At 73.2% G+C, this 11,597-nt stretch carries 9 protein-coding genes and 1 tRNA gene; 4 read left to right on the top strand and 6 right to left on the bottom strand.

Annotated features, from left to right (window positions below; genetic code table 11):
* Positions 1-237: 237 nt before the first annotated feature.
* Together ABEB06_RS35420 and ABEB06_RS35415 are read right to left on the bottom strand one after the other, a co-directional pair.
* Entirely contained in the window at positions 238-1,701 is a 1,464-nt protein-coding gene (locus ABEB06_RS35420; protein WP_345701029.1) for a hypothetical protein, read from the bottom strand.
* A 153-nt stretch (positions 1,702-1,854) separates the two neighbouring features.
* Positions 1,855-2,667, bottom strand: coding sequence for a DUF2182 domain-containing protein (locus ABEB06_RS35415; RefSeq protein WP_345701028.1), 813 nt, complete (start codon positions 2,665-2,667; stop codon positions 1,855-1,857).
* 212 nt (positions 2,668-2,879) lie between these two features.
* Between ABEB06_RS35415 and ABEB06_RS35410 the strand changes: the two genes are divergently transcribed.
* The gene (locus tag ABEB06_RS35410) at positions 2,880-3,533 is read left to right on the top strand and encodes a DUF1326 domain-containing protein (protein WP_345701027.1); all 654 of its coding nucleotides are present in this window, start codon (positions 2,880-2,882) and stop codon (positions 3,531-3,533) included.
* Between the two features lie 112 nt (positions 3,534-3,645).
* Here ABEB06_RS35410 and ABEB06_RS35405 read toward each other — a convergent pair.
* Positions 3,646-3,722, bottom strand: a tRNA-Met gene (locus ABEB06_RS35405).
* A gap of 22 nt (positions 3,723-3,744) precedes the next feature.
* Here ABEB06_RS35405 and ABEB06_RS35400 point away from each other — a divergent pair.
* Both ABEB06_RS35400 and ABEB06_RS35395 read left to right on the top strand, forming a co-directional pair.
* A complete protein-coding gene (locus ABEB06_RS35400; protein ID WP_345701026.1) occupies positions 3,745-4,266 on the top strand; it encodes a collagenase in 522 nt (173 codons plus the stop codon).
* A 118-nt stretch (positions 4,267-4,384) separates the two neighbouring features.
* Positions 4,385-5,320: a helix-turn-helix transcriptional regulator gene (locus ABEB06_RS35395; protein WP_345701025.1), complete on the top strand. Its 936-nt coding sequence runs from the start codon at positions 4,385-4,387 to the stop codon at positions 5,318-5,320.
* Positions 5,321-5,403: 83 nt separating this feature from the next.
* Here ABEB06_RS35395 and ABEB06_RS35390 read toward each other — a convergent pair whose 3' ends face one another.
* Positions 5,404-7,470, bottom strand: a complete 2,067-nt coding sequence (locus ABEB06_RS35390; protein ID WP_345701024.1) for a carbohydrate binding domain-containing protein — start codon at positions 7,468-7,470, stop codon at positions 5,404-5,406.
* Positions 7,471-7,718: 248 nt separating this feature from the next.
* On the opposite strand from ABEB06_RS35390, the gene ABEB06_RS35385 reads away from it, so the two are divergent.
* The gene (locus ABEB06_RS35385; RefSeq protein ID WP_345701023.1) at positions 7,719-8,924 is read left to right on the top strand and encodes a hypothetical protein; all 1,206 of its coding nucleotides are present in this window, start codon (positions 7,719-7,721) and stop codon (positions 8,922-8,924) included.
* Positions 8,925-8,946: 22 nt separating this feature from the next.
* Here ABEB06_RS35385 and helR read toward each other — a convergent pair whose 3' ends face one another.
* Together helR and ABEB06_RS35375 are read right to left on the bottom strand one after the other, a co-directional pair.
* Positions 8,947-11,118, bottom strand: a complete 2,172-nt coding sequence (gene helR, locus ABEB06_RS35380; protein ID WP_345701022.1) for an RNA polymerase recycling motor ATPase HelR — start codon at positions 11,116-11,118, stop codon at positions 8,947-8,949.
* A gap of 137 nt (positions 11,119-11,255) precedes the next feature.
* Positions 11,256-11,573 carry a hypothetical protein gene (locus ABEB06_RS35375; protein WP_345701021.1) on the bottom strand — a complete coding sequence of 106 codons (318 nt, stop codon included), beginning with the start codon at positions 11,571-11,573 and terminating at the stop codon, positions 11,256-11,258.
* Positions 11,574-11,597 lie beyond the last annotated feature (24 nt).

Here is an 11,597-nt window from a genome sequence, read left to right as displayed (position 1 = left end):
GTGCGCCGCCGCGGTGGAGCGGGTGTGCGCATGCCGAACTGACGGCCATCCTGCCCCATGGGCCGGCGGCGGCCGCAGCCGGGCCATGACGTCCCGTCCGTGACGGCTGCGCCGGCGGATCGATGTCGTCCGGGGTGAAGGATTCCCTCCGTCCGACTTGATGTCCGACGGCCCGGCCGGCCCTCCCTGCCGGGACTGGGCGCGGCCGGGCGAGGAGGGCGGCCGGAGCGACCGAGGTCAGGCGTGTGCGGGTGGCGGGCCTCCGGAGGCCGCCGGGGGCGGGGCGTGGTCGCTGTCGGACCCCGTGTCGAGGAACTCCCGGACGGCGAAGGCCAGCGCCACGAAGAAGGTGATCCACAGCACCACGCCCCACGTCGGGTACGACCAGGTCGCCAGGATCACGGCGGCGACCAGCAGGATGACCACGCCGATCCAGCGCTTCCAGCGGTGCACGAACGGGCCGACCGGCCCGAGCTTCATGCCGAGCGAGTACAGCGCGCCGCGCAGCGACCCGATGATCCGCCGGCAGGCCGTGCGCACGGCGACGGCCGGTTTGGACGGGCCGATCAGGAAGGCGCCGACGGCGGTCACCACGGCGACCGTGCCGATCGCGCGGATGCTCGCCCGCATGAACCGGATCAGCGTGTCGTAGATCGTGGCGGCCGCGGCCTGGTTGGCGCCCGGTGGCAGGCGGTCCAGGTAGATCTCCCGGAACACCGTCAGGACGATGCCGAGCAGCAGCATGCCGAGGAACACGCCGATCGCGGCGCCGATCAGCGCCCGGCGCCGGTTGACGGCCAGGAAGACGCCGCCGGCGGCGATCAGCACGGTGACGATCGGCAGCCACACGCCCATGACCTCGAGCAGCCGGAAGTACGTCTTGACCTTCCCGACGTCGTTGGAGGCGAAGACCACGAAGTTGGTGTGCACCTCGGGGATCCTGGCGGCCGGACCGAGGCCGGCGTCGACCAGCTCGCTCTTCACCTTGGCGACGATCGGCCCGATGTCGATGGCGACCTGGTTGTTCTCCAACTTGACCGCGCCGCCGCCCTCGCCGGTCAACGCCTTGTTGAGGGCGGAGTGGACGAGCCGGTTGGCGTCGACCCAGACGGTGGCGAACGCGTCGCTGGTGACCACCTTGTTGACGGTCGTGCTGATCAACTGGGTGAGGCCGCTCTTGATGGGCCCCTTGAGATTGCCGATCAGCTTCGCCGCGTTCTCCGGCACGCCCTGCTGGGCGGCCGCGTCGGAGAGCTCCTGCACCAGGGCGTCCACGTCGATCTGTTCCAGCACGACCTGGGTGACCCGGTTGGTGACGGCCGCCTGGATGTCCGCGTCGGTGGCCAACGGCGCCACGGTGGAGACGTACCGGTCGGTGTTGCCGACGAAGTCGGACGTCCACACCGCCAGCACGGAGACCAGGGAGAGCACCGAGGCGATCACGATGAGGATCGTGGCGCCGGAGGTCCGCCAGCGGTGGTGCTCCTTCTTGCGAGGGGCTTCCTCGAGGGCGGCGATCCGGGCGTGCAGCCGGGCGATCTCGTCGTCCGCGTCGCCGCCCGCCGCGGCTCCGGCCGGCCCCGGTGTCGCGGGGACGCCGCCGGGTGTCGGCGCCGACGGCTGCCCGGGCCCACCGCCGCGGCCGGGAACACCGGCCTCCTCGGAGTCGTCCGGACCGGGATTCGGTGGGGGTGACGTCATCGCTTCCTCCTCCATGGCCGGGCGGCCGCCATATGCCCTTCCAGGAGAAGCGCCGGGTGGCCGGCCCACCACCGGGAGTCACCCGAACAGCGCCCACAGGTCCCCCGTTCGGAGCAGGTCCGTTGATCGACCGGTGCGGCGGCGGGGCGCGGGTCACATCGAGGTCGTCGACGGCTGCAGACCGGGCAGCAGCCAGTCCTGGAAGGGCGCCAGCACGGCCAGCACCAGGAACGCGACGCCGGCCACCCGGGCCAGCTGCGGTCCCCGGTACCAGAGCTTCTCCAGGAGGATCAGCGCCGCCAGTCCCGCCATCGCCGCGATGTTCATGACGCCCAGCGGGACGAGCACCGCCATCAGCGCCCAGCAGCAGCCGACGCAGTACGCGCCGTGATGCAGCCCCACCCGCAGGTCGCGCATCCGCGGCCGGTACGCGGCGTAGTGCATCAGTTGCGCCATCGGGCTGCGGCAGTGCCGCAGGCAGATGTTCTTGAGCGGACCCAGCTGGTACAGGCCGGCCAGGGCGAAGGCGGCCGCACCGATCCACTTGGCCGCGTCCGGGTTCCGGTCGACCAGGTCGCCGGTGAGTGCGAGCGCGCCGTACGCGAGCAGGCCGACCGCCGTCCAGGCGACCAGGTAGCCGGCGAGGAACTCAGCGGTGCGAAGCGCCCGGGCGGCGCCGCTCGACTGCCGGCCGATCCCCCTGGCCCAGGTCAGCGCGACCGGTGCGACCGAGGGCAGCATCATCGCGGCCATCATCGCCAGCCACAGGACGAGGAACAGCGGCAGCGCCATCCCCATCGTGCCGGGCTCGACGCCCATGTCCAGGGCCTGGCCCACGGTGAGCACCCAGGCCAGGGCGGCGATCACGCTCACGATCGCCCAGGCGACGGCGAGCTCCCGGGCCGGCAGCAGCACCCCCGGCCGCAACGGATGGTCGTTGGTGATCGGCCGCTGAACCGTACGCATGACGCACTCCCGTCGGATCCTTCCAGCACAGCACGGATCCCGGCACCGCGACACCCCCGCCGCTGGCCGCCACGACGGGTGCAGGAGCACCATGGGAGGGAGGAGAAGGTCGACCCATCCTGGCCGCCGGGCGCGGCGGGACGCACAGGGAACACCCGTCCGACGCTCCGCCCCCTCGGCCCGCGGCCGCGGCTGTGTGAGGAGTGAGGACGATGACGCAGGCGGCAACGGCCGTGCCGGCCTGGCGTGTGTCGGGTGACTGGTTCGACGTGTGCAAGTGCGACGTGCCGTGCCCTTGTTCGTTCGCCCAACCGCCGACCACCGGTGACTGCGAGGGCATCCTGATCTGGCACATCCGTGAGGGCAGCTACGGCGACGTCCGCCTGGACGGCCTGAACATGGCGATGCTCGGTTCCTTCGTCGGCAACATCTGGGGCGAGCACTCCGACTCGTACGCGGCCCTCGTCTTCGACGAACGGGCCGACGACGGGCAGCGTCAGGCGTTGCAGATGATCTTCAGCGGACAGGCCGGCAGTTGGCCCGCCCAGCTGATCGGCATGGCCGGCTTCGAAGTGCGCGGCATGGAGTTCGCGCCCATCGAGGTGGAGATCGACGAGGACCTCGCCACCTGGCGCGCCAGCGTGCCGGGACGCCTCGAAGCCCGGGCCGAGGCGCTCACCGGCCCGACCACCCCGGACGGCGCCCGCGTCCAGTCGACCAACCTCCCCGGCTGCGAGACCGGCCCCGGCCAGCTCGCCACCTGGGGCCGCGCCACCACCGACCGGGCCGACGGCTTCGGCTTCGCCTGGAACCGTTCCGGCAAGTCCAGCAAGACCATCACCTTCGACTGGTCCGGCCCGGACTGAATGCCACCGATCACTCAGCAGCGGCGAACACCTGCTCCGCCGACGGCCCGCCGGCCCCGGCCGGAGAAAGCGACCGGGCCCGGTGCGCTGGTGCGCACCGGGCCCGGTCTGTTGGTAGCGGGGACAGGATTTGAACCTGCGACCTCTGGGTTATGAGCCCAGCGAGCTACCGAGCTGCTCCACCCCGCGTCGGTGAACCCGACTCTACGCCATGCCGGCCACCGGGCGCGAACCGGTTTCGCAGCCCCGCGGGGCGCCGAGGGTGCCGGCCGCGGTTTTTTTGCGTATCCGGAATCGGCGGGCACCGCATTGTCGGTGCGTCGCGCGGCCGACACAGTTCAGGCACCCGGCGTGCGACAGCCCGGCGGCCACAAGCCGCTCGCGATCCGCCTTCCACGACGTGGTGGACACCGGGCAGCCGGTGGCCGACGACCGGAACACCTCGCTGGAGGTGGTGGTGTTCAGCTCCGGTTCCGAGGACCGGCGGCTGGCCGGCTACCTGTACGGCGCCAACACCGACGCGGGCGGCCAGTACCTGGAGGGCGACCCGTCCGCGTACGGCAACCAGGCACGGTTCGTCACCTACCGTGACGACATCGCCTCCACGTGCACGCCGACGCTGTGGTGGATCGAGGGCCTGGCCGAGTACGTGTCGTACGGCTTACGGCCCGCACGCACCTGGAGCAGACCATCGGAACCGGCTACGACGCCGACTTCAGGAGGTGACTGCTGACCTGGCACCCGGGGTACGGGCCCGCGTCGCCGCACGGGTTCCCCACCGCGTCCGAGGGGGGCGTATGGTCGGGGTGCGAAGGACGCGGGTCCGACCGGACGGGACGGTGGAGGAGACGATGGATTCCCTGCTGTTCGACAGTGCGGACGTCGGCGAGACCGAGGAGTTCCTCTCGACCGCGTACACGCCGATGCGGATCGGCGGACCGGTCGAGGACGCGCGGGTGCGGATCAGCCGCCGGGCGGCGGGCCCGGTGGCGATGGACCGGCTCGACTTCGGCTACACGATGGCGTACGACGCCCGGGCGCTGGACCGGATCTGCCTGGTCAGCATGCACCGCGGGACGCTGGCGGACCTGACCGGCGGCGACGAGGAGGTCTTCGGCCCGGGCGAGACCTTCCTGATCGCCCCGCCCGACCTGCCGTACCGGGGCGAGGTGCGGGCCGCCCGGTACACCATCGCCCTGCTCGACACCGCGCTGCTGCAGGCGGTCGCGCCCACCGAGGGGCCGGTCCGGCTGACCGGGCCGCGGCCGGTCGACCCCGGGGCGAACCGGCGGCTGGGCGCCGCGGTCGCCTACGTGCGCGACCACGTCCTCGACCTCCCGGACGCCACCGGCAACGAGCTGCTGGTGGGGACGGCCGCGCGCCACCTGGCCGCCGCCGCCCTCGCGGCGCTGCCGCACTCCGGCCGGGACGCCCGCCCGGCCGACTCCTCCGACTCCACCTCGGAGACGGTCCGCCGGGCGGTCGCGTTCATCGAGTCCAATGCCGACCGGGACATCGCGCTCGCGGACATCGCCGGCGCCGCGTACGTCACCCCGCGGGCCGTGCAGTACGCGTTCCGCCGGCACCTCGGCACCACCCCGCTCGCCCACCTGCGCCGCGTACGCCTGGCCGCCGCCCACCGCGACCTGCTCGCCGCGGACCCCGCGACGGCGACCGTCACCGGTATCGCGATGCGCTGGGGCTTCGCCCACGCGGGCAGCTTCGCCGCCCACTACCGCGCGGCCTACGGCATGCCGCCGAGCGCGGCCCTCCGCCTGGACGGCTGAGCGGCCGGAGACCGGTGTGCCCGCCGAGCCCCGGCCGGGCCGGCGGGCGGCCGGGCCGGCGGGGAGACCGTGCGGCCCGGGTGTCAGCCGCGCCAGGTGTCGTTCAGCGCGACCCTGCCGTCGGCGGGGACGGTGGCGGTCCGGTTGGCGCCGCTCTCCCAGGTGACGTTCCCGGCGGCGTCCTTGCGGATGTACTTGTACTCGAAGACGGTGCCGGCGGGGAGGTCCACGTCGAGCTTCCACACCGGGTAGGCGGCCGGGTCGAGCTTGAGGGCAGAGGCGGGGGCCCAGTTGCCGAGCGCGGCGTTGTTGCCGACGACGTGGATGTTCTGGCCGACGACGGTGGTGGCGTTGACCGCGAACGAGGCGCCGGCGGTGGTCTGCCGGTCGCCGCAGGGGTTGCCGGTGCCGACGGTGCCGCCCGCGACGGTGATCTCGCCGGTGCCGAGGGCGTAGTCGGCGGCGTTGTTGTTGTCCCAGGTGCCGGCGCCGTTGTTGAAGGCGGCGGTGAGGCCGGTGGCGGTGCCCAGCGGGACGGTCTTCTTCACCCAGCCGGTGCAGGCGGCCTCCATCACGACGCCGGGGACGGTGGTCCAGGTGCCGCCGGTGGGGCGGTAGTGGAGATAGTGGGCCGGCCACGCCTTGTCGGTGGAGTAGTAGACGGTGGCGCTGTGGTCGCCCGGGCGGGGGTCGCCTCCGGCGCCGACGTACAGGGCGACGGCGTCGCCCGCGCCGACGGTGGCGGTGAACCGGCCGTCGGAGCCGACGCTGTAGGTGGTGCCGGTGCAGCCGCCGTTCGCGGCGGGGTCGCCGTGCTCGACGTCGCAGTAGGTGCCGGCGGGCAGCGAGGTCTGGAAGGTCCGGGTGAGCGCGCCGCCGCCGCGGTTGACGGCGACGTACGCCTTGTCGCCGCGGCCGAAGGCGATGGCGTTGTCGCCGTCGTCCCACCAGTTGGTGATCGCGGTGTCGCCGGCGGCGTTGCGGAAGGCCACCATGTTGGCGATCTGCGGCCAGGCGTGCTGGCACTTCCAGCCGTCGCTGTAGCAGGAGTTGACGGTGCCGCCGTTGGGCGCGCCGGCGTCGCGGTCGGTGAACTCGTAGCCGGAGTGTATGGACGGGGTGCCGTACGGGTGGGCGAGCATCAGGACGTGGGCGAGGGTGTAGGCCGCGCCGTCCTTGTAGCTGAGGCTGGAGCCGTTCCGCTCGGTGTCGTGGTTGGTGACCATGGTGCCGGCCTTGCCGGAGGGCAGGTAGCCCCACGCCTCGCCGAAGTTCTTCAGGTAGGCGAGCTTCTCGTTGGTGAGGATCCGCTTGAGGTCGGTGGTGTAGCGGAACTCCTGGACGTCGCCGACGCCCAGGTACTCGCTCGGCGAGACGGCCTCGTTGGCGCCGAAGATGGCCTCCTGGACCCAGTAGACGTCCGGCTTGCTGAGTCTGGAGCGGATCGCGGAGAGGTCGCCGGCGGCGATGTGCTTGGCGGCGTCCACCCGGAAGCCGTCGGCGCCGAGCGAGATCAGGTCGTTCAGGTAGCCGGCGATCTTCCCGCGGACGGAGTCGCTGCCGGTGTCGAGGTCGGCCAGCGAGGGCTGGCCGGTGTCGCCGAGCTCGCACTCCTGGACGTTGGCGCGGTCGGCGTAGTTGCTGCCGATCGGGCGGCGGCAGCCGTGGAAGTCCTGGTCCTGGTAGGAGCCGGGGTAGGTGTACTTGCTGTACTGGGTGCCCGCGGTGCCCGTGCCGGAGCCGGACGTCATGTGGTTGATCACCGTGTCGACGATCACGTCCACACCGGCGGCGTGGCAGGCGTTCACCATGTTCCGGAAGGCCGTACGGTCGCCGAGCGGGCCCTGGATCTTGTAACTGACGGGCTGGTAGGCGGTCCACCAGGCGCCGCCCTGGATGCGCTCCTGCGGCGGGGAGACCTGCACGTAGCCGTAGCCCTTGGGGCCCAGGGTGCGGGTGCACTCCTGCGCGATGGAGTCGAACTTCCACTCGAACAGGACGGCAGTGACCTTCTTGGCGCCGTTGGCGACGGGCGCCGCCGCGGCCGGTTGCGCGGGGGCCGCGAGCGCCGTGGTCAGGCCGAGGACCAGCCCCGCTCCGGACAGCACGGCGGCGGCACGTCTCGACAGGGGTCGGGGACCTGCGGACATGGTTGAGCTCCTCACGGGTGGGTGGGAAGACGGCGACAGCTGCAAAACCTTGCCGTAACTTTCAGCAAAGTGATGGAAACGTAAAGCGGCTCCTGAGCCCCCGTCAAGAGTTCTCGCGCACCCGGCATCCGGCCTCCGACCCCGCCCCCGCGCAGCCTGCGGCGATGTCAACACGCACTGCCCGAAGGCGTCTTGGCCCGGCCACGAATCGAGTACCGCCTCCGCCGCCCGCGGCCTACCATGCCGGGATGCGCATGATCGAATCGTTCGTCCCGCAGGCCGGCCGGGTCGACCGCGAAGGCCTGGCCGGGGTGGACCCCGACCGGTTGGCGCGGTACGTCGCGGACGCCTCGCACCCGTGGTGGCGGCGGCGCCCGTGCGTCGAGGCGCTCGCCGGGCGGGTGCCGGAGCGCCGGGTGCCCGCGCTGCTGGGCCGGGTGCGGGACGGCCGCGACACCCCGGAGGTCCGCATCGCGCTGCTCGAACTGCTCGCCGACCGGGCCGAGTTGCTGCCGTGGCTGCAGGACCCGGAGCGGGAGCGGGACAGCAGCTACGGACTCTCCGAGGCGTACCTGCTGGCGCGCGGACGGCTCGGCGACGCGACCGCGGCCGGCGGGCTGGCCGTGGCGGCCGCGCAGCCGTGGCCACGCCGGAGGGAGGCCGGCGAGGCGGGCCTGGACGCGCTGGTGGCACGGTACGGGACGGCTGCCGTCCTGGACCGGCTCGGCACCGACGCGCCCGAGCACCGCACGGCCCGCGTCCGGCTGCGCGACCGCGCCGGCGAGGACGTCACCGACGCGCTCGCCGACCCGGACCGCACGGTCGCCTTCGCCGCCCAGGAGCGGCTCACCGACCTCGATCGGCTGCGCGCGTACGCGGCCGCGGCACCGACCGTGGAGGCCGCGCTGTGGGCCGCGTACGCACTCCACCAGCGGACCGAGGACGCCGACGAGACCCGCGCGATCGACGCGAAGCTCGGTCGGCCCCGGGTGGAAGTCCCGGGCCTGGACGAGGAGTTGCGGACACCGATCGTCCGCACCTGGGCGCCGTGGTGCGAGCGGCCGAGCGATCCGCGCTGGCGGATCGAGGCGATCTGCGCCGAGCCCGCCGAGCCGGTCGACGTACCGGCGCAGCTGGAGCGCGCGACGGCCGCCCTGGCCGCCGCCGGCCTGGACCCGGCCCCGCCCGTCGAGGCGGGCGACCACCACGGCCAGGGCGAGGGCACCTACCACGTCTACCCGTTGGCGGCGGGCGAGGTCCTGGTCAGCACCCTCGGCCGGTTCGTCACCGCCGAGGACGACGACCACCCGGCACGCCCCGCGCTGGAGGCGGCCGGGTTCCGCTGGATCGACGGGGAGACGGGCGGCGTGCTGGTCACCGACCTGGCCGTGTACTGGTTCGGCTCCCGGGTGCCGCTGACCGTCGACACCCTGCTGTTCCACTGGCAGGACTGACCCGGGAGCCGCCGGCCGTCCGTCAGCCGGTGGTGAGCACCACCAGTTGCCCGGTCGTCCGGGTCATCGCCACGTACCGGTCGACGGCGCCCTCGATGCCCTCGCCGAACGCCTGCGGGTCGACCAGCACCACCAGGTCGAACTCCAGGCCCTTGGACAGCGACGGCGTGAGCGAGCGCACCCGCGCACTCTCCGGGTACCCGGGGGCGCCGATCACGCAGGCGACGCCGTCGTCGTGCGCGGCCAGCCAGTCCGCGACGACGGTCTCCAGCGCGGCGGCCGGGCCGTGCACCACCGGAAGGCCGCTGCTGCGCACGGAGGTCGGCACGTTGGCGTCCGGCAGGGCGGCCCGGATGACCGGCGCGGCCTCCGCCATGACCTCCTCGGGGGTGCGGTAGTTGATCCGCAGCGAGGCCAGTTCGATCCGGTCGAGGCCGACCCGGGCCAGGCGCTCCTGCCAGCTCTCGGTGAAGCCGCGCCGGGCCTGCGCCCGGTCGCCGACGATGGTGAAGCTGCGGGACGGGCAGCGCCGGAGCAGCATCTGCCATTCGGCGTCGGTGAGTTCCTGCGCCTCGTCGACCACGATGTGGGCGAACGGGCCGGCCAGCCGGTCCGGGTCGGCGGTGGGCAGGGCATCGGTGTCGACCAGGCTGTCCTTCAGGTCCTGGCCGCGCAGCATGGTGACCACGCCCTCGCCGTCGTCGTCCGCGTCCAGCAGGTGGTCGATCACGCCGGACATCCGCTCCCGCTCGGCGGCCAGCGCCGCCTCCCGGCGGCGCTGGAGCTTCGCCGACTCCGGGTCGCCGAGGCGCTGCCGGGCGGCGTCGATCAGCGGCAGGTCGGAGACCGTCCACGCCTGCGGGTCCTCGCGCTGCAGCAGCCGGATCTCCTCCCGGCCGAGCCACGGCGCGGCCAGCCGCAGGTACGCGGGGACGGTCCACAGGTCGCCGACCAGGTCGGTGGCCTCGATCATCGGCCACGCCTTGTTGAGGGTGGTGACCAGCTCCCGGTTCTCGCGCAGCGAGCGGCGGAACAGCGCGGCCGGGACCTCGCCCTCCTCCTCGTCCACCTCCAGCTTGTCGCGCAGCAGCGTGACGACCTCCTCCCAGATCTGCGCCCGTGCCTCGTTGTGCGGGGTGCCGGGTGCGGGCGCGTCGAAGGCCCGCGCCCAGTCGTCGGCGCTCAGCCAGAGCTCCCCCCAGTACGTGGAGACCTCCATGCCCTCGGTCGGCGGCTCCTCGTAGATCCGGACGGCCGCCTCGATGCCCTTCACCAGCTCCGCGGACGCCTTCAGCCGGGCCACCTCCGGGTCGCGCTCGACCGTCGCGACCGCCCCCTCGTCGACCAGGTCGCGGACGGTGCAGGTCTGCACGCCCTCCTCGCCGAGGCTCGGCAGCACGTCCGCGACGTACGCCAGGTACGGCTGGTGCGGGCCGACGAACAGCACCCCGCCGCGGCGGTGGCCCAGGCGCGGGTCGGAGTACAGCAGGTGCGCGGAGCGGTGCAGCGCCACCACCGTCTTGCCGGTGCCCGGGCCGCCGTCGACGACCAGGGCGCCGCGCGAGCCCGCCCGGATGATCGCGTCCTGGTCGGACTGGATGGTGGCCAGCACGTCCCGCATCCGCGACGAGCGGCTGGAGCCGAGGCTCGCGATGAACGCCGACTGGTCGTCGAGCGCGGCGTTCCCGGAGAGACCGTCGGCGGTGAACACCTCGTCCCAGTAGTCGTTGATCCGGCCGCGCGCCCAGCGGTAGCGGCGGCGGCTGGCCAGGCCCATCGGGTTGGCGTGGGTCGCGGCGAAGAACGGCTCCGCCGCCGGGGAGCGCCAGTCGATCAGCAGCCGGCGCCCGTCGCCGTCGGTCAGCCCGAGCCGGCCGATGTACACCGGCTCGGTGTCGCCCTCCGCGACGATCCGGCCCAGGCACAGGTCCAGCCCGAACCGGCGCAGCGCCCGCAGCCGGCCGCTCAGCCGGTGGATCTCGTTGTCCCGGTCCATCGCCGCCCGGCCCGCCCCGCCCGGCTCGCGGCGCAGCGCGTCCAGCCGCTCGGACAGCTCGGCGACGGTCTGCTCCAGGCTCTCGGCGATGGCAGCGAACTGCTCCCGGTCCGCGCCGATCAGCGCCGGATCCGCCTTGGCGGCGAGCCGCCCGGGCAGGTCGAAGACGTCCTCGTGGTGCAGTCGCTCAGCGCGCATGTGTAGCAAATCACCCATTTCTGCAGGTTCCGGCCTCGGCCCGACATTCTGCGACACCGAGGGGGCCTTGCCGCAAGGCCCCCACTCGGCTATAGGTTGATAGTGGCGGGAAGGTGCCACCGCCTCGGCGCGGGCACTCAGTACCTCATTCGGGCCCGGGCGCCGTCGATGCGCAGGAAGCACGTACCGCCGGCCTCCTTGCGCCAGACCCCGAGCGCCTGCCCTCCCCCGTCCGGCACCAGGGTCAGCCCGAGGTCGATGATCGGCCCCAGCACGGCGGCCGTCCTCACTCCGTCCGGATCGGGCCCACTCAGCGCGTTCAACGCATCGAAGTGCGCCCGCACCTCCCCCCACCCCGCCCCGGCCTCGAACCGCGCCGTGGAGAACGGCATGTCGCACCCGTCCTCGGCCAACTCGCCGAGCAGCGCCTCGCCCCGCATCAACCGCCACCGCACCGCCCACACCCTCCTCCACCGGGG

Source organism: Kitasatospora terrestris, from assembly GCF_039542905.1.
Lineage (GTDB): Bacteria > Actinomycetota > Actinomycetes > Streptomycetales > Streptomycetaceae > Kitasatospora > Kitasatospora terrestris.
The sequence above is the reverse complement of the archived record's forward strand: the minus strand, read 5'-3'. Positions and strand labels throughout refer to the sequence as shown.

What these genes read in the sequence shown, in the direction of transcription:
- ABEB06_RS35415 (WP_345701028.1), bottom strand. Translation starts at nt 2,667, where the DNA reads ATGCGTACGGTTCAGCGGCCGATCACCAACGACCATCCGTTGCGGCCG.
- ABEB06_RS35410 (WP_345701027.1), top strand. Translation starts at nt 2,880, where the DNA reads ATGACGCAGGCGGCAACGGCCGTGCCGGCCTGGCGTGTGTCGGGTGAC.
- ABEB06_RS35390 (WP_345701024.1), bottom strand. Translation starts at nt 7,470, where the DNA reads ATGTCCGCAGGTCCCCGACCCCTGTCGAGACGTGCCGCCGCCGTGCTG.
- ABEB06_RS35385 (WP_345701023.1), top strand. Translation starts at nt 7,719, where the DNA reads ATGCGCATGATCGAATCGTTCGTCCCGCAGGCCGGCCGGGTCGACCGC.
- ABEB06_RS35420 (WP_345701029.1), bottom strand. Translation starts at nt 1,701, where the DNA reads ATGACGTCACCCCCACCGAATCCCGGTCCGGACGACTCCGAGGAGGCC.
- ABEB06_RS35400 (WP_345701026.1), top strand. Translation starts at nt 3,745, where the DNA reads ATGCCGGCCACCGGGCGCGAACCGGTTTCGCAGCCCCGCGGGGCGCCG.
- ABEB06_RS35395 (WP_345701025.1), top strand. Translation starts at nt 4,385, where the DNA reads ATGGATTCCCTGCTGTTCGACAGTGCGGACGTCGGCGAGACCGAGGAG.
- helR (WP_345701022.1), bottom strand. Translation starts at nt 11,118, where the DNA reads ATGCGCGCTGAGCGACTGCACCACGAGGACGTCTTCGACCTGCCCGGG.